This window comes from Pseudomonas paraeruginosa PA7, from assembly GCF_000017205.1.
GTDB classification, from domain to species: Bacteria; Pseudomonadota; Gammaproteobacteria; order Pseudomonadales; family Pseudomonadaceae; genus Pseudomonas; species Pseudomonas paraeruginosa.
This window is the reverse complement of record NC_009656.1, coordinates 4,983,091-5,006,927: the sequence shown is the minus strand read 5'-3', so window position 1 is coordinate 5,006,927 and position 23,837 is coordinate 4,983,091. Positions and strand designations below refer to the sequence as shown.

At 65.7% G+C, this 23,837-nt stretch carries 9 protein-coding genes, 2 tRNA genes and 2 rRNA genes; 9 read left to right on the top strand and 4 right to left on the bottom strand.

Annotated features, from left to right (window positions below; translation table 11 throughout):
• Positions 1-3: 3 nt before the first annotated feature.
• Both chrA and PSPA7_RS23115 read right to left on the bottom strand, forming a co-directional pair.
• Entirely contained in the window at positions 4-1,209 is a 1,206-nt protein-coding gene (gene chrA, locus PSPA7_RS23120; protein WP_012077106.1) for a chromate efflux transporter, read from the bottom strand.
• Positions 1,210-1,273: 64 nt separating this feature from the next.
• On the bottom strand, positions 1,274-2,068 hold the full coding sequence (locus PSPA7_RS23115; protein ID WP_012077105.1) for an AraC family transcriptional regulator: 795 nt from the start codon (positions 2,066-2,068) through the stop codon (positions 1,274-1,276).
• A gap of 98 nt (positions 2,069-2,166) precedes the next feature.
• Between PSPA7_RS23115 and PSPA7_RS23110 the strand changes: the two genes are divergently transcribed.
• The 5 genes from PSPA7_RS23110 to recD all read left to right on the top strand — a co-directional run bounded on the left by PSPA7_RS23110 (position 2,167) and on the right by recD (position 13,298).
• Complete coding sequence (locus tag PSPA7_RS23110) at positions 2,167-3,057, top strand: DMT family transporter (protein WP_012077104.1); 891 nt, start codon at positions 2,167-2,169, stop codon at positions 3,055-3,057.
• Between the two features lie 115 nt (positions 3,058-3,172).
• The gene (locus PSPA7_RS23105; protein ID WP_012077103.1) at positions 3,173-3,856 is read left to right on the top strand and encodes a lipoyl protein ligase domain-containing protein; all 684 of its coding nucleotides are present in this window, start codon (positions 3,173-3,175) and stop codon (positions 3,854-3,856) included.
• A gap of 39 nt (positions 3,857-3,895) precedes the next feature.
• Positions 3,896-7,408 (top strand): exodeoxyribonuclease V subunit gamma, encoded by a 3,513-nt coding sequence (recC, locus tag PSPA7_RS23100; RefSeq protein WP_041025402.1) that lies wholly within the window; start codon positions 3,896-3,898, stop codon positions 7,406-7,408.
• Complete coding sequence (gene recB, locus PSPA7_RS23095) at positions 7,405-11,139, top strand: exodeoxyribonuclease V subunit beta (protein ID WP_012077101.1); 3,735 nt, start codon at positions 7,405-7,407, stop codon at positions 11,137-11,139. Before recC ends, recB begins: the two co-directional genes overlap by 4 nt.
• The gene (gene recD, locus PSPA7_RS23090) at positions 11,136-13,298 is read left to right on the top strand and encodes an exodeoxyribonuclease V subunit alpha (protein ID WP_012077100.1); all 2,163 of its coding nucleotides are present in this window, start codon (positions 11,136-11,138) and stop codon (positions 13,296-13,298) included. Before recB ends, recD begins: the two co-directional genes overlap by 4 nt.
• A gap of 23 nt (positions 13,299-13,321) precedes the next feature.
• Here the strand turns inward: recD and PSPA7_RS23085 are convergent, their stop codons facing one another.
• Complete coding sequence (locus PSPA7_RS23085) at positions 13,322-16,957, bottom strand: AAA family ATPase (protein ID WP_012077099.1); 3,636 nt, start codon at positions 16,955-16,957, stop codon at positions 13,322-13,324.
• Between the two features lie 8 nt (positions 16,958-16,965).
• Positions 16,966-18,195, bottom strand: a complete 1,230-nt coding sequence (locus tag PSPA7_RS23080; RefSeq protein WP_003157029.1) for an exonuclease SbcCD subunit D C-terminal domain-containing protein — start codon at positions 18,193-18,195, stop codon at positions 16,966-16,968.
• 653 nt (positions 18,196-18,848) lie between these two features.
• On the opposite strand from PSPA7_RS23080, the gene PSPA7_RS23075 reads away from it, so the two are divergent.
• From PSPA7_RS23075 to PSPA7_RS23060, 4 genes are all read left to right on the top strand, one after another.
• Positions 18,849-20,384 (top strand): 16S ribosomal RNA (locus tag PSPA7_RS23075).
• A 64-nt stretch (positions 20,385-20,448) separates the two neighbouring features.
• Positions 20,449-20,525: transfer RNA gene (locus PSPA7_RS23070), tRNA-Ile, on the top strand.
• 28 nt (positions 20,526-20,553) lie between these two features.
• Positions 20,554-20,629 (top strand) — tRNA-Ala (locus PSPA7_RS23065).
• Between the two features lie 224 nt (positions 20,630-20,853).
• Positions 20,854-23,744, top strand: a 23S ribosomal RNA gene (locus PSPA7_RS23060).
• Together the 16S and 23S rRNA genes with 2 tRNA genes alongside form the textbook arrangement of a ribosomal RNA operon.
• Positions 23,745-23,837: the final 93 nt, after the last annotated feature.

Here is a 23,837-nt window from a genome sequence, read left to right as displayed (position 1 = left end):
GACCTAGCCGGCCGCCGCCAGCAGACCGCCTGCCATGGCGCAGCCGAGCACCACCAGCCAGGGCGGCAGGCGCCAGGCCAGCAAGGCCAGCAGGGCGAAGAGGAGCAGGGTGAAGTCGGCCGCGCCGAGGATCCCCTGGGTCCAGAGCGGCTGGTACAGCGCCGCCAGCAGCAGGCCGACCACCGCCGCGTTGACCCCGGCCAGCGCGGCCCGTGCCCGCGGACTGTGGCGCAGGCGCTCCCAGAACGGCAGGGCGCCGGCGACCAGCAGGAACGACGGCAGGAAGATCGCCAGCAGGCACAGCAGCGCGCCGCTCCAGCCGCCCGGACCGCTGGACGAAGCCGCGCCGAGGAACGCGGCGAAGGTGAACAGCGGTCCCGGCACCGCCTGGGCGGCGGCGTAGCCGGCGAGGAAGGTGTCGCCATCGACCCAGCCGCTGGGCACCACCTCGGCCTGCAGCAGCGGCAGCACTACGTGGCCGCCGCCGAAGACCAGGGCTCCGGCCCGGTAGAACGCATCGAACAGGCGCAGCCACTGCTCCGGCCACAGGCCCGCGGCCAGCGGCAGGCAGACCAGCAGCGCGGCGAACAGGGCGAGGAACAACAGCGCGGCGCGATAGCCGACGGCGATCGGCAGGCCCTCGTGGCCTGCCCCGGGGTCGGTTTTCAGCAGGCCAAGGCCGGCCAGGCCTGCGCCGGCGATCACCGCGACCTGCGCCCAGGCGCTCGGCCAGGCCAGCACAGTGGCGCAGGCCAGCGCCATCAGCGCCAGGCGCGGGCGGTCCGGGCACAGGCTGCGGCCCATGCCCCAGACCGCCTGGGCCACCACCGCCAGCGCGGCGATCTTCAGGCCGTGCAGCACGCCAGCGGGCAACAGCGCGCCCCAGCGTCCCAGGCCGAGGGCGAAGAGCACCAGCAACAGCGCCGAGGGCAGGGTGAAGCCGACCCAGGCGGCGAGCGCCCCGGGGTAGCCGGCGCGGGCCAGGCCCAGGGCCATGCCGACCTGGCTGCTGGCGGGGCCGGGCAGGAATTGGCAGAGGGCGACCAGGTCGGCGTAGCTGCTTTCGCTCAGCCAGCCGCGGCGACGGACGAACTCGTCGCGGAAGTAACCGAGATGCGCGATGGGCCCGCCGAAGGCGCTGCAGCCCAGCTTGAGGAAGGCGAAGAATACCGTGCGGGCGGTGTCGGGATGGCGGCGGTTGGTAGGCATGCGGGCTCCGGTGTGCTGACTGCTGCGAGCATAGCCGCCGCGCGTGCACGGCGGATGACACCTCTCAGGCGTCCTGCGCGCGGCTGGCCAGGCGGTATTGTTCCGGGGTGGTGCCGGCCAGCCGGCGGAACATCGAGATGAATGCCGAGGGACTGCTGTAGCCGAGGTCGAAGGCGATCTGCTGGATGCCTTCGCCGGCCTCCAGCGCATCGATCGCCGAGAGAAAGCGCAGGCGCTGGCGCCATTCGCCGAAGGTCATGCCCAGTTCGCGCTGGCAGTAGCGGGCCAGGGTCCGCTCGGTGCTGTGCACCCGCTCGGCCCATTGCGCCAGCGAGCGGTTGTCGCCCGGCTCGGCCTGCAGCGCGTCGAGCACCTCGCGCAGCGCCGGGGTACGGCCGTAGGGCAGGTAGTCGTCATGCGGCTGGGCGCATTCCAGCTGGTCGATCACCACCTGGGCCAGGCGCAGGTCCTTCGCCGAGGTCGGCAGGTTGACCCGGCGCTCGGCGAAGTCCGAGAGGATCGCCTTGAGGATCGTGCTGATCGCCAGGGTGCAGGGCGTCGTCGGCAGGCGCCGCGACAGCTCGGCGGACAGGTACAGCGAGCGATAGACGATGGCCTGGCTGTTGTAGCAGCTGTGCTCCCGCCCCGGTGGCACCCAGACCGCGTACTGCGGCGGCGAAAGGAAACGCTGGCCGTCGATCTCCAGTTGCATCACGCCATGCGAAGCATAATTGAGCTGGCCCCAGGCGTGGGTGTGTGGCGGCGAGTGGCTGTCGGCGCCGAACTCGTCGTAGCGGAAATAGACATCGAACGGCTGGCCCTGGAGATCGGGCAGGCGCAGGAGGGTGGTGGTCGACATGTCCGAACGCACGGGTAGTTTGTCTGGATTTCATTATACGTCTGTATTCGGACTGGACCAGAATGGCCGGGTATTCCTTGTCCATGCCCGGAACCTCCATGCAATACCTGTTTCCCCTGCTCGCCGTGTTCATCTGGGCCGGCAACACCGTGGTCAACAAGCTCGCCGTCGGCGTCATCCAGCCCGCCGAGATCGGCTTCTTCCGCTGGCTGCTGGTGGGCCTGGCGCTGACTCCCTTCATGCTGCGGCCGGTATTGCGCAACCGCCGCTACATCCGCGCCAACCTCGGCCGCCTCGTGCTCCTCGGCCTGCTCGGCATGGCCGTCTACCAGAGCCTGGCCTACTACGCGGCGGCCCTGACCAGCGCCACCAACATGGGCATCATCCTGTCGCTGATGCCCCTGATGTCGCTGGGCCTGGCCAGCAGCATCCTGGCCCACCGCCTGAATCCCGGCGCCGTGCTCGGCGCGCTGGTGTCGCTGGCCGGCGTGGTCCTGGTGATCTCCCAGGGACATCTCGGCGCGCTGCTCGAGCACGGGGTCAATCTCGGCGACGCGATGATGATCGTCGCGACCCTGTCCTATGCCGTGTACAGCGTGCTGCTGAAGAAATGGAGCCTGCAGCTGCCGGCGATGCAGATGCTCTACCTGCAGGTGCTGGTGGCGATCCTCGCCCTGCTGCCGCTGTACCTGCTGTCGCCGCGCAGCGGGCTGAACGCCGCCAACCTGCCGCTGGTGCTGTACGCCGCGCTGTTCGCCTCGATCGTCGCCGCGCTGGCCTGGATGCACGGTGTCGCCCGTCTCGGGCCGAGCCGGATGGCGCTGTTCTTCAACCTGCTGCCGATCATCACCGCCTGCATCGCCACCCTGGTGCTCGGCGAGCGCCTGACCGTCCATCACCTGGTCGGCGGCGCACTGACCCTCGCCGGGGTGCTGCTGGCCGAGTTCTGGCAGCGCCGGCCGGCCCGCCTGCGATCGGCAAGCTGCTGATTTGCCTGTATCTTCCTCGCGATCACGGCGCACGTACGCGGCGCCACTGGCTATCATAGGCACGGCCCCGTTCCCCGGGGCCGTGCCGTTCCCGCCTGAAAAAAGAGGAAGAATCGTGGTCGAAGTGTTTTCCGTGCAGGACGGGCTGGACGCCGAGCGCGCCCTGCTCGACGAGGTGTGCGGCGGTGTCCGCGATCATGCCCTGCTGCTCTGGCAGCCGCGCGACCGGGCGCTGGTCATGCCGCGCCGGATGCAGCGGCTGGAACGATTCGAGCCGGCCAGCGCGGCGGTCGCCGGGCGCGGCTGGCCGGTGCTGTTGCGCGACACCGGCGGCGAACCGGTGCCGCAGTCGCCGGGTGTGCTGAACATCGCCCTCTCTTATGCGCTGGGCGCTGGCGACAACGAGCAGACGCGCATCGAGACCGCCTACCAGCGGCTCTGCCAGCCGATCTGCGACTGGCTGCGCGAGCGCGGACTGGACGCTGGCGTCGGCGCCGTGCCGGGCTCCTTCTGCGACGGCCGCTACAATGTAACCCTGGACGGGCGCAAGCTCGCCGGTACCGCGCAACGCTGGCGGCGCAATGGCGCCGGGCGGCCGGTGGTGCTGGCGCACGCGGCGCTGTTGGTCGGCGCCGAACGCGAGGAGATGGTCGAGGTGGTCAACACCTTCACCCGTCTTTGCGCCAGCGTCCCGGACTGCCGGGCGGACAGCCACCTCGGCCTGAGCGAACGCTGGAGCGATTTCCGCCTGGCCGACAGCGCCGACCTGGAGCGCCGCTTCGCCGCCGCCCGATCCTGATCCTTCCGCCAGAGCCTTGCGCCAGGAATAGCCGTACCGATGCCAGAACCCTTGGGAACCACAGCCCTCACGCCCGGATTCATGATCGTCCATGGCAACCGCCTGGACGACCTGCGCGACCTCGCGGTCTCCTGGATGCGCCGCTATCCGCTGGCGCCGCTGGAGAGCGAGCGGATCCTGGTGCACAGCAACGGTATCGCCCAGTGGCTGAAGCTGGCGCTGGCCGAGGATCCGCGCGCGGACGGCGGCGGCGGTGGCATCGCCGCGGCGCTGGAGGTGCAGCTGCCGGCGCAGTTCCTCTGGCAGGCCTACCGCGCGGTGCTCGGTCGCGAGAGCATTCCCGAGGTTTCCGAGCTGGACAAGGCGCCGCTGACCTGGCGTCTGATGCGCCTGCTCCCGGGGCTGCTGGAGCGTCCCGAGTTCCATGCCCTGCAACGCTTCCTCGCCGATGACGCCGACCTGCGCAAGCGCCACCAACTGGCCGAGCGCCTGGCCGACCTGTTTGACCAGTACCAGGTCTACCGCGGCGACTGGCTCGACGACTGGAGCCAGGGGCGCGACCAGTTGCGCACGGCGAACGGCAAGGCGCGTCCGCTCGACGCCAGCGAACGCTGGCAGGCCGAACTGTGGCGCGCGCTGCTCGCCGACGTCGGCGCCGACAGCCTGGCCCGCAGCCGTTCCGGCGTGCACCGACGTTTCATCGAGGCCTTGCGTTCGGCCGAGGTCGCACCGCGCGCATTGCCGCGGCGGGTAGTGGTGTTCGGCATCTCCTCGATGCCGGCGCAGACCCTCGAGGCGCTGGCCGCCCTGGCCAGGTTCAGCCAGGTGCTGCTCTGCGTGCACAACCCCTGCCGCCACCACTGGGCCGACATCGTCGCCGACAAGGACCTGCTGCGCCACGAGTACCGCCGCCAGCAGCGCCGCGCCGGCACCCCGGCCGGCCTCGACGAGGACCTCCAGCACCAGCACGCCCAGCCGCTGCTGGCGGCCTGGGGCAAGCAGGGCCGCGACTACATCAACCTGCTCGACAGCTACGACGACCCGGACAGCTATCGCACGCTGTTCGGCGAGGTCAACGGCGGGCGCATCGACCTGTTCAGCGAGGAGCCGCCGGCCAGTCTGCTCGGCCAGTTGCAGGACGACATCCTCGAACTGCGCCCGCTGGCGGAGACCCGTCGGCACTGGCCGCCGGTGAGCCCGCAGCACGATGCCTCGATCCGCTTCCAGGTAGCGCACAGCGCGCAGCGCGAGGTGGAGATCCTCCACGACCAATTGCTCGCCCGCTTCAACGCCGATCCGCGCTTGAAGCCGCGCGACGTGATCGTCATGGTCCCCGACATCAACGCCTACGCGCCGCACATCGAAGCGGTGTTCGGCCAGGTGCCGCGCGACGACCAGCGCTTCATTCCCTACACCCTCGCCGACCAGGGCCAGCGCGGCCGCGAACCGCTGCTGATCGCCCTGGAGCACCTGCTGAAACTGCCCGAGAGCCGCTTCGCGGTAAGTGAAATCCTCGACCTCCTGGACGTCCCGGCACTGCGCCGGCGTTTCGGCGTCGACGAGGCCGAGCTAGCGATCCTGCATCGCTGGATCGAGGGTGCGGGGGTACGCTGGGGCCTGGACGCCGCGCAGCGCGAGCGTCTCGGCCTGCCGCCGGGCCTGGAGGGCAACAGCTGGCGCTTCGGCCTGCGGCGCATGCTGCTCGGCTATGCCGTCGGCGAGGGCGCGCCCCTGCAGGGGATCCAGCCCTATGACGAGGTCGGTGGTCTCGACGCGGCCCTGGCCGGCCCGCTGGCGGTGCTGCTGGAGCGCCTCGAGGTGGCCTATGCCGAACTGGCCGAGCCGGCCACCCCGGTACAGTGGGGCGAGCGCCTGCAGGCCTTGCTCACGGTATTCTTCGAGGCCCACGACGAGCGCGACGAACTGCTGCTTACCCAGCTCCTGCAACTGCTCGAGCGCTGGCAGGAACACTGCGCCTGCGCGGCTTTCGCCGAACCGCTGCCGCTCAGCGTGGTACGCGAGGCCTGGCTCGGCAGTCTTGACCAGGGCGGCCTGAACCAGCGCTTCCTGGCTGGCGCGGTGAGCTTCTGCACGCTGATGCCGATGCGCGCGATCCCGTTCCGGCTGGTCTGCCTGCTGGGCATGAACGACGGCGACTACCCGCGCCAGCAAGCGCCGCTGGACTTCGACCTGATGCGCAACGACTACCGTCCCGGCGACCGCTCGCGGCGCGAGGACGATCGCTACCTGCTGCTCGAGGCGCTGCTCTCGGCGCGCGAGCAGCTCTACGTGAGCTGGGTGGGGCGAAGCATCCGCGACAATGAAGAGCGGCCGCCCTCGGTGCTGATCGGCCAGTTGCGCGATCACCTGGCGGCCGGCTGGCGCCTGTCTCCGGACGCTGACGGCGATGCGCTGCTGCGCGCCCTGACCCAGGAACATCCGCTGCAGCCGTTCAGCCGGCGCTATTTCCAGGCTGCGCCGGCGCAGGGCGTGGACGGTCTGTTTACCTATGCCCGCGAGTGGCGCGAAGTCCATCGCGAGGACGAAGCCGCCGCTGCCGAGGCCGAGGCGCCGCTGCCCCCGCTGGTCCTGGAGGGCGCGCTGGGTTTGCGCCCGCTGGCGGAGTTCCTGGCCAACCCGGTGAACGCCTTCTTCCAGCAGCGGCTCAAGGTGCGTTTCGACGACGAGCAACTGACCGGCAACGACGAAGAACCCTTCGAACTGGATGCCCTGGACAACTGGAAGCTGCAGTTCGAGCTGACCGAGCGCCTGAAGCGCTGGGTGGAGCTGGATTGGGACGCCGAGCGCCTGCCGGCGCAGTTGCAGGCGCAGGTCGAGCGCCTGCGCCGGCAGGGGCGCCTGCCGCTGGCGGCGTTCGGCGAGTTCTCCGCGCGCCATTTGCTGCAACCGCTGCCCGACCTGCTCTGGCGCTATCGCCAGGAAATCCAGCGCTGGCCGGAGGTGGTCGAGCAGCAGCAGGAACTGCGCCATCGCCATCCTTCCGGGCTGGAACTGGAGGACTGGCTCGGTGGACTGCGCCGCGACGCATCCGGACGCCTGGCGCGCCTGCAGTTGCTCAGCGGCAAGCTCCACGAAGGGCGCGGCTACAAGTGGCATAGCCTGGTGCGCCACTGGTTGCAGCACCTTGCCTTGCAGATGCTCGGCCAGCCGGTGCGCAGCGTGCTGGTGAGCCAGAGCGGAACCCTGGAGATTCCGCCGCTGCCGGCCGAGCGCGCCGGTGAACACCTCGACCGGCTGCTCGACGCCTGGTGCGAAGGCATGCGCCGGCCCCTGCCGGTGGCCTGCCGGACAGCCTTCGCCTGGCTGGCCGGCGGTGGCGCCGGCGAGCCGGAGAAGGCCGCACGCGAGGCGCGCAAGCGCTACGAAGGCGGCTTCAACGTCGGCGGCGAAGTGGATGGCTCGCCGGCTCTGGCGCGGGTCTACCCGGACTTCGATCGGCTTCTCGCCGATGGTGGCTTCGCCCATTGGGCCGAACTGCTCTACGCACCGTTGCTGACCACCCTGGGCCGTGGCACGGAGGAACCGGCATGACTGCACAGATGCCCGCGCCCCTCGATCCGCTGGATTTCCCGTTGCACGGCAGCCGCCTGATCGAGGCCAGCGCCGGGACCGGCAAGACCTTCACCATCGCCCTGCTGTATGTCCGCCTGGTCCTCGACCATGGTGGCGAGAACGCCTTCGGCCGGCCGCTGAGTCCGCCGGAAATCCTCGTGGTGACCTTCACCGATGCGGCGACCCGCGAGCTCCGCGAGCGTATCCGCAGTCGCCTGACCGAAGCGGCGCGCTGCTTCGCCGAGCCGCAGGCGAGCCACGACGGCCTGCTGGTCGCGCTGCGCCAGCAATATCCCGCCGAACGCTGGCCGGGCTGCGCGCGCCTGTTGCGGCTGGCCGCCGAGTGGATGGACGAGGCAGCGGTGTCGACCATCCATAGCTGGTGCTACCGGATGCTGCGCGAACACGCCTTCGACAGCGGCAGCCTGTTCACCCAGAACCTGGAAACCGACCAGAGCGAATTGCTCGCCGAAGTGGTGCGGGACTACTGGCGGCGCAATTTCTACGGCCTGACGGCGCAGGCGGCGCAAGCCGTGGCCAGCTGCTACAGCGGGCCGGAGGCGCTGGGCAAGGCCTTGCAGCCGTTGTTGGCGCGGCAGGACGCCGACTTCCGCTACGCCGACCAGGCGCTGAGTGCGCCCGAGTCGCTGGCAGCCTTGCTGGAGCGGGGCGGCGACTGGTATCGCCAGCTCGACCAACTGGACGCGCAAGCCCGCGCCGCCTGGCGCGCAGCGCGCGTCGAACTGGAAACGCTGCTGCGCGAGCTGCGTCCCTGCCTGAACGGCAACAGCTATCGCGGCAAGGACAGCGACGAGACCTTCGACGCCTGGCTGCAGGCATTGGCGGACTGGAGCGAGGGCGGCGACCAGCCGGCCAACCTGGGCAAGTTCGGCCAGACCCGGATCAAGCTTACCGCCAAGCGTGCCGCGCCCGAGCATCCCGCGCTGCGGGCCATCGACGCCTGGGCCGCGCATCAGGAAGAGCGTCCCGATATCGCTCCCCACCTGTTGTTGCACGCGCTGGGCGAGGTCGGCCGCGAACTTGAGGTCGAGAAGCAGCGGCGTGCCGAGATCGGCTTCGACGACCTGCTCACCCGTCTTGACCGCGCCCTGCAAGGTCCCGGTGGCGAGCGCCTGGCGCAGTTGATCCGCGAACAGTTCCCGGTGGCGTTGATCGATGAATTCCAGGACACCGACCCGGTGCAGTACCGGATCTTCGAACGCATCTACCGGATCGCCGCCGATCCCGCCGGGCCCCAGGCGCGGGAGACCGGCCTGTTCATGATCGGCGACCCCAAGCAGGCGATCTATGCCTTCCGCGGCGCCGACATCCATACCTACCTGCGTGCGCGGGAAGCCACTCGCGGCCGCCACTACACCCTCGGCAGGAACTTCCGCTCGACCGCCGCCATGGTGGCGGCCGCCAACCGCTGTTTCGCCTTCGCCGAAGAGCATCCGCGCGGCGCCTTTCGTTTCGCCCGCGAGGGGGTGGAGAATCCGCTGCCGTTCCATGCGGTCGATGCCCAGGGGCGCGCCGAACGCCTGTCGATCGATGGTGCCGAGGCGCCGGCGATGACGTTCTGGTGCCTCGACGCCGAAGCCGGCGTGCTCGGCTCCGCGGCGTATCGCCAGGAAATGGCCGAGCGTAGCGCCAGTGCCATCCGCCGCTGGCTGAGCCTGGCCGACCTGGGCCGCGCCGGCTTCGCCGACGAACAGGGCGGCTGGCGGGCGTTGCGCCCGGCGGATATCGCCATCCTCGTCCGCGGTCGCGCCGAGGCCGAGGCGATCCGTAGCGCGTTGGCGGCGCGGCGTCTGGCCAGCGTCTACCTGTCCGACCGCGACTCGGTGTTCGACAGCCAGGAAGCCGCCGACCTGCTGCACTGGCTGCGCGCCTGCGCCGACCCGGGCGCCGATACCCTGCTGCGGGTCGCCCTGGCCAGCCGCAGCCTGCACCTGGACTGGGCGACCCTGGAGCGGCTGAACCAGGACGAACTGTTCTGGGAACGGATGGTCCTGCGCTTCCGCGACTATCGTCGCCTCTGGCAGACCCAGGGTGTGCTGCCGATGCTGCGGCGCCTGCTCGCCGACTTCGAGCTGCCGGCGCGCCTGCTGCGGCATACCGACGGCGAGCGTAGCCTGACCAACCTGCTGCACCTGGCCGAATGGCTGCAACGCGCGGCGGTGGAGCTGGACGGCGAGCATGCGCTGGTCCGCCACCTCGCCGAGCAGTTGCAGAGCCCCGGCAGCGAAGAGATCCTGCGCCTGGAAAGCGACGCCGACCTGATCAAGGTAGTGACCATCCACAAATCCAAGGGCCTGGAATATCCACTGGTACTGCTGCCCTTCATCTGCAGTTGGAAGGAACTGGACGGCAATAGCGGCGCACCGGCCAGTTTCCACGAGGACGGCATCCCGGGGCAGGTGGTCGAGCTGGCGCGGCGCAAGGAGCAGGCCGCACGCGCCTACGAGCAGGCCAACGACGAGCGTCTCGGCGAGGACATGCGCCTGCTCTACGTGGCCCTGACCCGTGCGCGGCACTCGGTGTGGCTGGGCATCGCGCCGCTGGTGGCGGGCAACAGCCGATCACCGGAACTGCACAAGGGCGCCATGGGCTACCTGCTCGCCGGCGGCGCCGCGATCAGCGGCGAGGGTCTTGCGAGCTGCCTCGCCGCGCTGCGTGGCGAATGTGCGGGGATCGTCGTCGAGCCGGCGCCGCCGGCGGATGCCGAACCCTATGTGATGGGGCGCGGCGAGGCGCTCGGTCAGGCGCGCGAGACCTGCCGCAGCAGCCGCGAGAAATGGTGGGTCGCCAGCTATTCCGGCCTGCAGTTGCAGGCTTCCAGCGGGTTGGAGGACGACGAGGCGGTCGCCGTCGCCGAGTCGCAGGAGCCGATCAGCGCCGAGGAAGCCACTTTCCAGGAAGAGGGCCGCTCCGCCGAGCAACCGCCGCCCGCCGTCGCCAGCGCGATGCGCGACGACCTGCACCGCTTCCCGCGCGGCCCGGCGCCCGGCACCTTCCTCCACGGCCTGCTCGAGTGGGCCGGGCGCGAAGGCTTCGAGGCGGCCCGGGCGGATGCCCCGCGTCGCCGCGAGCTGATCGCCCGGCGCTGCGAACTGCGTGGCTGGAAGGACTGGGCCGAACCGCTCGACCTGTGGCTGGAACAGTATCTCGCCGAACCGTTGCGCTGGCCCGGCGGCGAAGCCAGCCTGGCCGGGCTGCTCGCCTACCAGGTGGAAATGGAGTTCTGGTTCGCCAGCCACCAGGTCCAGGCCGAGGCGATCGACGCCCTGGTCCGCCGCCATACCCTCGGCGGCGCGGCGCGCCCGGCGCTGGCGCCGACCCTGCTGAACGGCATGTTCAAGGGCTTCGTCGATCTGGTCTTCGAGCACCAGGGGCGTTTCTACGTGGCCGACTACAAGTCCAACTGGCTGGGCGCCGACGACGGCGCCTACAGCCCGGAAGCGATGGCCGCCGCGGTGCTGGAGAACCGCTACGACCTGCAATACGTCCTCTACCTGCTGGCCCTGCACCGGCAGTTGCAGGCGCGCCTGCCCGATTATGACTACGACCGCCACGTGGGTGGCGCCGTCTACCTGTTCCTCCGCGGCGCCCGCGCGGCGACCCAGGGCCTGCATTTCGAACGACCGCCGCGCGAACTGATCGAGGACCTGGACGCTCTGTTCCGCGGCCAGCCGGGAGTCCCGCGATGAATCCGACCCTCAAGCAACTGGCCGGCGAAGTTCGCGATACTGGCGACCAGCGGCTGACGCAACCGCTGGCGGCGCGCCACGATCTGCTGCGCCAGCTCGACCTGTGGGTGGCGCGCGGCTGGTTGCGCGCGCTGGACCGCGCGCTCGTGGCCTTCCTCGTCGAACTGGAGCCGCAGGCCGATCCCCGGGTGCTGCTGGCGGCGGCCCTGACTAGCCACCAACTGGGCCATGGTCACGTCTGCCTGGACCTGGACGCGACCCTCGGCGCCCCCGACGCGGCCCTGTCGCTGCCGCCGGAAGGCGATGAAAGTGGTGATGTCCTGCTGCCTTCGCAGCTGCTGCAGGGTATGCGCCTCGACGCCTGGCGCCAGGCCCTGGCAGGTTCGCCGCTGGTGGAGGTGGTCGACGGGCGTGCGGACGATCCCGCAGCGAGCGACCAGGAGGCCTCGCCGCTGGTGCTCTGCGACCAGCGTCTCTACCTGCGCCGCTACTGGCGGCATGAACTGGAAATCGCCGCGGCCCTGCGCGAGCGTCTGGCGCGCCGGGCGCCCCTGGCCGAGGACCTGGCGCCACGCCTGGCCGCGCTGTTCGCGCAGCCGCCGCGGGAAGACGGCCGGCGCGTCACCGACTGGCAGAAGCTGGCCTGCGCCCTGGCGGCGCGCGGTTACTTCAGTCTGATCACCGGCGGCCCTGGCACCGGCAAGACCACTACCGTGGTACGCCTGCTCGGCCTGCTCCAGGCGCCGGCGGTGGCCGCCGGCCAGCCGCTGCGCATCCGCCTCGCGGCACCCACCGGCAAGGCCGCGGCGCGCCTGTCCGAATCCATCGGCCAGCAGGTCCGCGCCCTGCCATTGCCGGAGGCGGTGCTGCAGGCGATCCCCGCCGAGGTCACCACCCTGCACCGGCTGCTCGGCAGCCGGCCGGATACCCGGCACTTCCGCCATCACCGGGACAACCCGCTGGCGCTGGATGTGCTGGTGGTGGACGAGGCCTCGATGATCGACCTGGAGATGATGGCCAGCCTGCTCGACGCGCTGCCGCCGCAGGCGCGCCTGATCCTCCTTGGCGACAAGGACCAGTTGGCCTCGGTGGAGGCCGGCGCGGTGCTCGGCGATCTCTGCCGGGACGCCGAGGAAGGCTGGTATAGCGCCGAGACCCGCGCCTGGTTGCAGCAGGTCAGCGGCGAAACCTGGCAGGGGCTGCGCGAAGGTTCGGCGCAGGCGCATCCGCTGGCGCAGCAAACGGTGATGCTGCGGCATTCGCGGCGTTTCGGCGCCAGCAGCGGGATCGGCCGCCTGGCGCGGCTGGTCAATCGGCAACAGGCCGCGGATGCCCGCGCGCTGCTCGACCAGCCGCCCGCCGACCTGTTCGATCTGCGCCTGCGCGGCGAGCGGGACGTGGCTTTCGCCCGGTTGTTCGTCGACGGGCATCCGCGCGCGGCTGGAACCCCATACGGCTATCGGCACTACCTGCAACGCCTGGCCGAGGGCCGTCCGCCTGCCGGGTTGGCGCTGGAGAGCGAGGCCTGGGAGCGCTGGGCGCAGTCGGTGCTGGCGGCGTTCGATGCCTTCCGCCTGCTCTGCGCGCTGCGCCGCGGTCCCTGGGGCGTGGAGGGGTTGAACCAGCGGGTGGCGGCGGAACTGCTGCGACTCGGCCTGATCGACGCCGACCACGGCTGGTACGAGGGACGACCGGTGCTGGTGACGCGCAACGACTACAGCCTGGGGCTGATGAACGGCGACATCGGCATCGCCCTGCGCCTGCCCGAGCGCGGCGCCGACGGTAGCCTGCGCTTCGCCTTGCGGGTCGCCTTCCCGCGCAACGATGGCAGCGGCGGGGTGCGTTTCGTCCTGCCGAGCCGCCTGGTCGAGGTGGACACCGTGTTCGCCATGACCGTGCACAAGTCGCAGGGCTCGGAGTTCGCGCATACCGCGCTGGTTCTGCCGGACGCGCTGAACCCGGTGTTGACCAAGGAATTGGTGTATACCGGCATCACCCGCGCCCGCGACTGGTTCAGCCTGGTGGAAAGCCACCCCGGGGTATTCGAGGAAGCGCTGCGGCGCAAGGTGCGCCGACTCAGCGGGCTGATGCTGCATCTGCAGGCGGAAAGCCGGGAAGCGCCGCGCCAGCCTGGAGAACAGGGCGAGCTACCGTTCTGAGGACGCGCCTGAAGGTGGTCGGCTCAGCCGACCACCTTCAGGCTGCTCATGCCGTTGCCTTCGCGCTGTACCCGCACCTGCACCGGAATACGCTCGTGCATTTCCTGTACGTGGGAGATCACCGCTACCTTGCGACCCTGGGCCTGCAGGTTGTCCAGGGCATCCATCGCCAGTTGCAGGGACTCCGGGTCGAGGCTGCCGAAGCCTTCGTCGATGAACAGCGACTCGATACGCAGCTTGCTCGACGCCATCGAGGCCAGGCCGAGCGCCAGGGCCAGGGAGATCAGGAAGGTCTCGCCACCGGACAGCGAGTAGACCGAACGCAGCTCGTCGCCCATCTCCGTATCCACCACCAGCAGGCCCAGTTCGCTGCCGCCGCGCTGCAGGCGATAGCGCCGCGCGAGCTGGCGCAGTTGCACGTTGCTGTGCTGGACCAGCAGGTCGAGGTTGTAGCCCTGGGCGATGCGGCGGAACTTGTCGCCGCTGGACGAACCGATCAGCTCGTTCAGGCGCCCCCAGCGGCGGAACTCGGCGCGAGCCTGCTCCAGTTCGGCGAGCAGCGCCTGGCTCTGTTCGCGGCGCTGGTTGTCGGCCTGCAACTGGCTGTAGGCGTCGAGATAGGCCTGTTCGCTGGCGGCCAGGCGTTCGCGCTGCTGGCGCAGGATGTCTTCCAGTGCCTCGTGGTCAAGCTCCGGTCGTTGTCGACGATGCTGCTGCAATTGTTCCTGGCGTTCCGCCTCCAGGGTCCGCTGGCGGGTGATCTCTTCCTGCAGCTGCTGCAGGTGTTCGCGCCATTGCCGGGCCTGCGCGTCGGGGAGGGCGAGCAGGGCGTCGAGGCGGCTGTCATCGAGATTCTCCTGGCCTTCGCGCCAGGCCTGCCAGTCGGCCTGTAGCCGCTGCCGCTCCTCTTGCTGGCGCGACTGCTGGTGTTGCAGGTGCTCGAGGGCTTCGCCGAGCCTGAGCTGTTCTTCGCGAAGCGTGTCGAGCGGCGCCTGCAGCGTCTCGACCGTGGCCTGCGCCGCCTGCACGGCGTTTTCCAGTGCCTGCTGCCAGTCCTGCGCGCGGGTGTGCCGGCCGAGATGGGCGCCCAGGCGCCCGCGCAACCCGGCCAGTTCCGCCTGGGTCTGTTCCTCGGCCTGGCGGGCCTGGCTGCGCTGTTCGTCGTTCTGCTTCAGTTGCCACTGCAGCTCGTCGCCGCGCCGCTCCAGTTCCTGCAACTGCTGTTCGACCTGCAGCAGGCGGTCCTGCTGGTGCCGACGTTGCTCGATCGCCTGGGCGAGCGCCTGGAAGGTCGGCTCCGGAGCGTCCTGCCAGCGTTGCCAGTGTTCGGCGGAAAGCAGCAGGCGCAGTTGCTGGTCGTCCTCCTCGACCTGCTGGCGCAGGTGTTCGCAGCGCTGCTGCTGTTCGTGCAGCGCTTGCTGCCGTTGCTGGAGCGTCGCCTCGGCCGCCCGCAGCTGCTGCCGCAACTGCTGGGCCTGACGCTGGCGGGCGATCAGCCGGTCGAAGTCCTGCTGGCTGTGCTGGCGCTGCTCCGCCAGCTCGTCCAGGCGCGTGCCCAGCCACTCCAGTTGTGCGGCTGGTTCCAGGCGCAGCAATTCTCCCGGCAGGGTCCATTGCCCCAACTGGCGATCGAGTGCGGCCAACTGTTCGGTCAACTCCTGCTGTTCATGACGGCTCTGGTTGAGCTTCTCGCGTTGACTGGAGTAACGCTCGCGCAGATCGCCGAGGGCTCCTCGCTGCTGCTCGAGAGCCTGCTCGGCGCGGGCCTGTTCCTGGTCGTCGGCTTCGCCGAGGGCCGCGAGCAATCGCTCGGGGTGGTGATAGGGATGCTCCTGGCTGCCGCAGACGGGACAGGCCTCTCCCTCCACCAGGCCGGCGCGCAACTGTTCCACGCTGGCGCTGCGGGCCAGGCGTTGGCGCTGGAGCAACTCGCGGGTGAGTTGCAGCGCCTGCTCCGCCGCCTTCACCTGTTCGGCGCATTGGCTGCCTTGCTGCTTCAGCTCTAGCAGCTGCTGTTCCTGGGCGACCAGGCGCTGGCCGAGTTCGGCCAAGCGTCGGACCAGGTCGGCGCGCCGGCCCAGGCCTTGCTGCCACTCCTTGTACAGCGCCTGGCTTTGCTCCAGCCCGGAGGTCTGCTGGCGCAGCTCATCCAGTCGCGCGGCGAGGTCATCCGTGTCGCTGCCATGCAGCGCAACCCACTTTTCCTGGAGCTGCCCGAGTGGCTCAGCGGCCTGCGCCAGGGCGTTCTCCAGCTCCGGCAGCAGGGCGCGGCTTTCGGCCGAACGCTGGCGCCGTTGCAGGAAAGCGGCGAACTGGCCCTGCTGGGTCGGCCAGGCGTCGCCGAGGGTGGCGAGGGCGCTGCTCTGCTGCAGCGCGGCCCGCAATTGCGTCTGTTCTTCGGCGCTGCGCTGCCGTTCGCTCTCCAGGCGCTGGATTGCCTCGCACTGCTGGGCATGGCGCTCGTTCGACTGGCGATGGAGTGTCTGCTGTTCGGATAGCGTCCGCTCGAGGCGGCTGGCCTCGGCCTCCAGCTGGAAAGCCTCGCGCAGCGGCCCCTGGGCTTCGCGAAGAGTGCTTTCGGCGGCGGCCTGGCGTTGCCGCGCCTCGTGCAACTGGCTCTGCAACTGCAGCAGACGTTCGCTGCCCGCGGTGTGCCGCTGGCTTTGCTGGCGATGTTGTTCCTGGGAAAGCAGCAGGTCCTGTCCGAGCTGTTCGAGGCGTTGCAGCAGGCCGCGAACCGGGGCCAGGCGCTCCAGCTGCTGCAGGGTTTCCCGCTCGGCGGCCAGGCCGTCCCAGGCGTGCCGCGCCTCGGCGAGTTGACGCTGGGCCTGCTCGCAAGACAGGGCCAGGCGCCGCTCCTCCAGGAACCATTGCTGCTGGTTTTCCAGGCGCTGCAGCGCCTGCTGCTCCTGCTGGCGGGCCTGGGTGTGGTTCGCCAGCGTCGACTCCAGCTCGGTCCGCGCCTGTTCGGCGAGCGGCAGGCTGCCTTCCAGGCGTTGTTCCAGCTGCTTGCGCTGTTCGTCGGCCAGGCTGGCGCGCTGGTAGGCGGCCTTGCTCAGTTGGCTGTAGAGGCCGGTGTCGGTGAGTTTCTCCAGCAACGCGCCGCGATCGTTGTCGTTGGCCTTGAGAAAGGCGCTGAATTCGCTCTGTGCCAGCAGCACGGCGCGGGTGAACTGGGCGAAGTTGAGGCCGAGCTTCTGTTCCAGCTGCTCGCGGAATTCGCTCTTCTTGTTCGCCGCGAGCATCTGCCGGCTATCCAGGTCCTGCAGGCTCTGCCGGCTGGCCTGCAACTGGCCGTCGACCTTGTCCCGCGCGCGGCGGGTTTCCCAGCGGGCGCGGTAGCGGCGGCCGTCGATGCCGACGAAGTCCACTTCGGCGTAGCCGCTGGCGCAACCGCGGCGCAGCAGGTTGCGCTCGTCGTTGCTGGACAGTTCGTTCCGGCCGTCGGGCACCTTGCTGGTGGTCGAGGTGGATTCCAGGCGTGGGGTGCTGCCGAACAGGGCCAGGCACAGGGCGTCCAGCACGGTGCTCTTGCCGGCGCCGGTCGGCCCGGTGATGGCGAACAGGCCGGCGCTGGACAGTGGCTCGCGGGTGAAATCGATTTCCTGCTCGCCGCCGAGGGAGGCGAGGTTCTTCAGGCGGATGGCGAGAATCTTCATGAAGCGGCTTATTTCCCCGAGGGCTCTTCGGTGGTCAGTTCGACGCTCTGCAGCAGGCTGGCGAAGTCGTCCAGCGCCTGCGCATCCGGGCTGGAACCATAGGCGCTTTCCCAGGCACGGCTGAACAGCTCCTGCGGGCTGAGCTGGTCGAGACCGAGCAGCGGCGCCTGCTCCTCATCGCGCCGCCGGTACTCGCTGGCGATACGCACCAGGCGACAGGCCTTGCCCTGCAGGGCGCTCTCGATCTGCTGGCGGAGATCGGGCTGCGGTTCGTCCAGGCGCACGCGGACTTCCAGCCAGGGGCGGTGTTCGTCCAGCAGATCGGCGTCGGCCAGCCCCGCGAGCTGCAGCAGGACATCGCCAAGGGGAGCCGGACCGATCCGCAGCAAGTCCACGGCGCGGGGCACCTGGAGACTCTGCACATCCTCCAGCCGCTCACCCTCCAGGGTGACGAGCAGGACCTGGTGGCGGTAGTTCACTTCGGCGAAGGACAACGGCAACGGCGAGCCGCTGTAGCGAATGCGCTCCTGTCCGGCGACTTTCTGTGGCTTGTGCAGATGACCGAGGGCTACGTAGGCAATCTGCTCCGGAAACAGGCTGGCGGGTAGCGCCTCGACATTGCCGATGATCAGGTTTCGCTCGGAATCTTCGGAAATCGCACCACCGGCCATGTGCGCATGGCTGAGGGCGACCAGCGCCTGTCCCGGTTCGCGGCGAGCCTCCGCGGCGTCGACCAGGCGTTCATGCACCTGGCGGATGCCGGCCAGGTAGTCGTCGCCGTTCGCGCCACCGGTGACTTCGGCGGGGCGCAGGAAGGGCAGGGCGAGGCACCAGGCGGCAACCTGGCCATCTGCATCGTGCAGGGGTAACAGCAGGCGATCGCTGTCGAGGCTTTCGTCTATCCAGCCGATACGGCCGATGGCATGGGCGTTCAGACGTTTCATCAATGCTGCCGGCAACTCGATGCGCGCGCCGGAGTCGTGGTTGCCGGCGATCATCACTATTTCCAGTTGCGGCAGCCGCTGATGAACGCTGACGATGAAGTCGTAGAGGCGCTCCTGGGCCTTGAGCGGTGGGTTGACCGTGTCGAAGACGTCACCGGCGATCAGCAGGGCATCGGCGCGCTGCTCCTCCAGCTGGCGCAGCAGCCAGTCGAGGAAGCGCGCGTGTTCATGGTCGCGGTCCTGGCCGTGCAGGGTCTGGCCCAGGTGCCAGTCGGAGGTGTGGATGAGGCGCATGGATGACTCGTCGAAAACGGGGAGCGGGCTCGCATTCCTTATATGAGGCAACAGAAGGAGAGGGCGGGGCAAGCCAGCCTATAAGGAAGGCGTGGCGTCCGCCGGAGGCTTCTTGACCTTTGGGTTGAAAAGTTTCAATTAAGTGTTGACGGCAGTTTTTATCTCCCTATAATGCGCACCACTCCCGGCGACGACGAAGAGTAAATGCTTGAAAATCAAGGGTTTACGGATTCTCTCCCAGGGGTGGTGAAGCGCTCCGGCAGGTTGTTCGCCGCAGCGGTCCGGTCCCGGAAGGGGCTCGAAACGAAGCTTCGCCGAGGTGCTTGACAGCGAGTTTGAACGCTGTAGAATGCGCCTCCCGCTGATCGGAAGATGGTTTGAAGGTCGGCGCAAGCGGTTGAGTAGAAAAGAAAATTTTCGAAAATAACGCTTGACGGAACGAGAGGTTGCTGTAGAATGCGCGGCCTCGGTTGAGACGAAAGCCTTGACCAACTGCTCTTTAACAAGTCGAATCAAGCAATTCGTGTGGGTGCTTGTGATGTAAGACTGGTGATCGCAAGATTATCAGCAACACAAGTAACTCTGTGAATTCACAAGAGTTAATTGCGATTGCTGAGCCAAGTTTAGGGTTTTCTCAAAACCCAAGCAGTATTGAACTGAAGAGTTTGATCATGGCTCAGATTGAACGCTGGCGGCAGGCCTAACACATGCAAGTCGAGCGGATGAAGGGAGCTTGCTCCTGGATTCAGCGGCGGACGGGTGAGTAATGCCTAGGAATCTGCCTGGTAGTGGGGGATAACGTCCGGAAACGGGCGCTAATACCGCATACGTCCTGAGGGAGAAAGTGGGGGATCTTCGGACCTCACGCTATCAGATGAGCCTAGGTCGGATTAGCTAGTTGGTGGGGTAAAGGCCTACCAAGGCGACGATCCGTAACTGGTCTGAGAGGATGATCAGTCACACTGGAACTGAGACACGGTCCAGACTCCTACGGGAGGCAGCAGTGGGGAATATTGGACAATGGGCGAAAGCCTGATCCAGCCATGCCGCGTGTGTGAAGAAGGTCTTCGGATTGTAAAGCACTTTAAGTTGGGAGGAAGGGCAGTAAGTTAATACCTTGCTGTTTTGACGTTACCAACAGAATAAGCACCGGCTAACTTCGTGCCAGCAGCCGCGGTAATACGAAGGGTGCAAGCGTTAATCGGAATTACTGGGCGTAAAGCGCGCGTAGGTGGTTCAGCAAGTTGGATGTGAAATCCCCGGGCTCAACCTGGGAACTGCATCCAAAACTACTGAGCTAGAGTACGGTAGAGGGTGGTGGAATTTCCTGTGTAGCGGTGAAATGCGTAGATATAGGAAGGAACACCAGTGGCGAAGGCGACCACCTGGACTGATACTGACACTGAGGTGCGAAAGCGTGGGGAGCAAACAGGATTAGATACCCTGGTAGTCCACGCCGTAAACGATGTCGACTAGCCGTTGGGATCCTTGAGATCTTAGTGGCGCAGCTAACGCGATAAGTCGACCGCCTGGGGAGTACGGCCGCAAGGTTAAAACTCAAATGAATTGACGGGGGCCCGCACAAGCGGTGGAGCATGTGGTTTAATTCGAAGCAACGCGAAGAACCTTACCTGGCCTTGACATGCTGAGAACTTTCCAGAGATGGATTGGTGCCTTCGGGAACTCAGACACAGGTGCTGCATGGCTGTCGTCAGCTCGTGTCGTGAGATGTTGGGTTAAGTCCCGTAACGAGCGCAACCCTTGTCCTTAGTTACCAGCACCTCGGGTGGGCACTCTAAGGAGACTGCCGGTGACAAACCGGAGGAAGGTGGGGATGACGTCAAGTCATCATGGCCCTTACGGCCAGGGCTACACACGTGCTACAATGGTCGGTACAAAGGGTTGCCAAGCCGCGAGGTGGAGCTAATCCCATAAAACCGATCGTAGTCCGGATCGCAGTCTGCAACTCGACTGCGTGAAGTCGGAATCGCTAGTAATCGTGAATCAGAATGTCACGGTGAATACGTTCCCGGGCCTTGTACACACCGCCCGTCACACCATGGGAGTGGGTTGCTCCAGAAGTAGCTAGTCTAACCGCAAGGGGGACGGTTACCACGGAGTGATTCATGACTGGGGTGAAGTCGTAACAAGGTAGCCGTAGGGGAACCTGCGGCTGGATCACCTCCTTAATCGAAGATCCCAGCTTCTTCATAAGCTCCCACACGAATTGCTTGATTCACTGGTTAGACGATTGGGTCTGTAGCTCAGTTGGTTAGAGCGCACCCCTGATAAGGGTGAGGTCGGCAGTTCGAATCTGCCCAGACCCACCAATTGTTGGTGTGCTGCGTGATCCGATACGGGGCCATAGCTCAGCTGGGAGAGCGCCTGCTTTGCACGCAGGAGGTCAGGAGTTCGATCCTCCTTGGCTCCACCATCTAACAATCGTCGAAAGCTCAGAAATGAATGTTCGTGGATGAACATTGATTTCTGGTCTTTGCACCAGAACTGTTCTTTAAAAATTCGGGTATGTGATAGAAGTAAGACTGAATGATCTCTTTCACTGGTGATCATTAAAGTCAAGGTAAAATTTGCGAGTTCAAGCGCGAATTTTCGGCGAATGTCGTCTTCACAGTATAACCAGATTGCTTGGGGTTATATGGTCAAGTGAAGAAGCGCATACGGTGGATGCCTTGGCAGTCAGAGGCGATGAAAGACGTGGTAGCCTGCGATAAGCTTCGGGGAGTCGGCAAACAGACTTTGATCCGGAGATCTCTGAATGGGGGAACCCACCTAGGATAACCTAGGTATCTTGTACTGAATCCATAGGTGCAAGAGGCGAACCAGGGGAACTGAAACATCTAAGTACCCTGAGGAAAAGAAATCAACCGAGATTCCCTTAGTAGTGGCGAGCGAACGGGGATTAGCCCTTAAGCTTCATTGATTTTAGCGGAACGCTCTGGAAAGTGCGGCCATAGTGGGTGATAGCCCCGTACGCGAAAGGATCTTTGAAGTGAAATCGAGTAGGACGGAGCACGAGAAACTTTGTCTGAACATGGGGGGACCATCCTCCAAGGCTAAATACTACTGACTGACCGATAGTGAACCAGTACCGTGAGGGAAAGGCGAAAAGAACCCCGGAGAGGGGAGTGAAATAGAACCTGAAACCGTATGCGTACAAGCAGTGGGAGCCTACTTGTTAGGTGACTGCGTACCTTTTGTATAATGGGTCAGCGACTTATATTCAGTGGCGAGCTTAACCGAATAGGGTAGGCGTAGCGAAAGCGAGTCTTAATAGGGCGTTTAGTCGCTGGGTATAGACCCGAAACCGGGCGATCTATCCATGAGCAGGTTGAAGGTTAGGTAACACTGACTGGAGGACCGAACCCACTCCCGTTGAAAAGGTAGGGGATGACTTGTGGATCGGAGTGAAAGGCTAATCAAGCTCGGAGATAGCTGGTTCTCCTCGAAAGCTATTTAGGTAGCGCCTCATGTATCACTCTGGGGGGTAGAGCACTGTTTCGGCTAGGGGGTCATCCCGACTTACCAAACCGATGCAAACTCCGAATACCCAGAAGTGCCGAGCATGGGAGACACACGGCGGGTGCTAACGTCCGTCGTGAAAAGGGAAACAACCCAGACCGCCAGCTAAGGTCCCAAAGTTGTGGTTAAGTGGTAAACGATGTGGGAAGGCTTAGACAGCTAGGAGGTTGGCTTAGAAGCAGCCATCCTTTAAAGAAAGCGTAATAGCTCACTAGTCGAGTCGGCCTGCGCGGAAGATGTAACGGGGCTCAAACCACACACCGAAGCTGCGGGTGTCACGTAAGTGACGCGGTAGAGGAGCGTTCTGTAAGCCTGTGAAGGTGAGTTGAGAAGCTTGCTGGAGGTATCAGAAGTGCGAATGCTGACATGAGTAACGACAATGGGTGTGAAAAACACCCACGCCGAAAGACCAAGGGTTCCTGCGCAACGTTAATCGACGCAGGGTTAGTCGGTTCCTAAGGCGAGGCTGAAAAGCGTAGTCGATGGGAAACAGGTTAATATTCCTGTACTTCTGGTTACTGCGATGGAGGGACGGAGAAGGCTAGGCCAGCTTGGCGTTGGTTGTCCAAGTTTAAGGTGGTAGGCTGAAATCTTAGGTAAATCCGGGGTTTCAAGGCCGAGAGCTGATGACGAGTCGTCTTTTAGATGACGAAGTGGTTGATGCCATGCTTCCAAGAAAAGCTTCTAAGCTTCAGGTAACCAGGAACCGTACCCCAAACCGACACAGGTGGTCGGGTAGAGAATACCAAGGCGCTTGAGAGAACTCGGGTGAAGGAACTAGGCAAAATGGCACCGTAACTTCGGGAGAAGGTGCGCCGGCTAGGGTGAAGGATTTACTCCGTAAGCTCTGGCTGGTCGAAGATACCAGGCCGCTGCGACTGTTTATTAAAAACACAGCACTCTGCAAACACGAAAGTGGACGTATAGGGTGTGACGCCTGCCCGGTGCCGGAAGGTTAATTGATGGGGTTAGCGCAAGCGAAGCTCTTGATCGAAGCCCCGGTAAACGGCGGCCGTAACTATAACGGTCCTAAGGTAGCGAAATTCCTTGTCGGGTAAGTTCCGACCTGCACGAATGGCGTAACGATGGCGGCGCTGTCTCCACCCGAGACTCAGTGAAATTGAAATCGCTGTGAAGATGCAGTGTATCCGCGGCTAGACGGAAAGACCCCGTGAACCTTTACTGTAGCTTTGCACTGGACTTTGAGCCTGCTTGTGTAGGATAGGTGGGAGGCTTTGAAGCGTGGACGCCAGTTCGCGTGGAGCCATCCTTGAAATACCACCCTGGCATGCTTGAGGTTCTAACTCTGGTCCGTGATCCGGATCGAGGACAGTGTATGGTGGGCAGTTTGACTGGGGCGGTCTCCTCCTAAAGAGTAACGGAGGAGTACGAAGGTGCGCTCAGACCGGTCGGAAATCGGTCGCAGAGTATAAAGGCAAAAGCGCGCTTGACTGCGAGACAGACACGTCGAGCAGGTACGAAAGTAGGTCTTAGTGATCCGGTGGTTCTGTATGGAAGGGCCATCGCTCAACGGATAAAAGGTACTCCGGGGATAACAGGCTGATACCGCCCAAGAGTTCATATCGACGGCGGTGTTTGGCACCTCGATGTCGGCTCATCACATCCTGGGGCTGAAGCCGGTCCCAAGGGTATGGCTGTTCGCCATTTAAAGTGGTACGCGAGCTGGGTTTAGAACGTCGTGAGACAGTTCGGTCCCTATCTGCCGTGGACGTTTGAGATTTGAGAGGGGCTGCTCCTAGTACGAGAGGACCGGAGTGGACGAACCTCTGGTGTTCCGGTTGTCACGCCAGTGGCATTGCCGGGTAGCTATGTTCGGAAAAGATAACCGCTGAAAGCATCTAAGCGGGAAACTTGCCTCAAGATGAGATCTCACTGGGAACTTGATTCCCCTGAAGGGCCGTCGAAGACTACGACGTTGATAGGCTGGGTGTGTAAGCGTTGTGAGGCGTTGAGCTAACCAGTACTAATTGCCCGTGAGGCTTGACCATATAACACCCAAACAATCTGATGATTGTGTGTTGTAGGGTGAAGTCGACGAACCGAAAGTTCGCATGAACCGCAAACACCTTGAAATCACATAC

Coding starts and splice junctions, on each gene's coding strand:
- PSPA7_RS23080 (WP_003157029.1), bottom strand. CDS start 18,195: ATGCGCCTCATCCACACCTCCGACTGGCACCTGGGCCAGACCCTGCAC.
- recB (WP_012077101.1), top strand. CDS start 7,405: ATGACTGCACAGATGCCCGCGCCCCTCGATCCGCTGGATTTCCCGTTG.
- PSPA7_RS23115 (WP_012077105.1), bottom strand. CDS start 2,068: ATGTCGACCACCACCCTCCTGCGCCTGCCCGATCTCCAGGGCCAGCCG.
- recC (WP_041025402.1), top strand. CDS start 3,896: ATGCCAGAACCCTTGGGAACCACAGCCCTCACGCCCGGATTCATGATC.
- recD (WP_012077100.1), top strand. CDS start 11,136: ATGAATCCGACCCTCAAGCAACTGGCCGGCGAAGTTCGCGATACTGGC.
- PSPA7_RS23110 (WP_012077104.1), top strand. CDS start 2,167: ATGCAATACCTGTTTCCCCTGCTCGCCGTGTTCATCTGGGCCGGCAAC.
- chrA (WP_012077106.1), bottom strand. CDS start 1,209: ATGCCTACCAACCGCCGCCATCCCGACACCGCCCGCACGGTATTCTTC.
- PSPA7_RS23085 (WP_012077099.1), bottom strand. CDS start 16,957: ATGAAGATTCTCGCCATCCGCCTGAAGAACCTCGCCTCCCTCGGCGGC.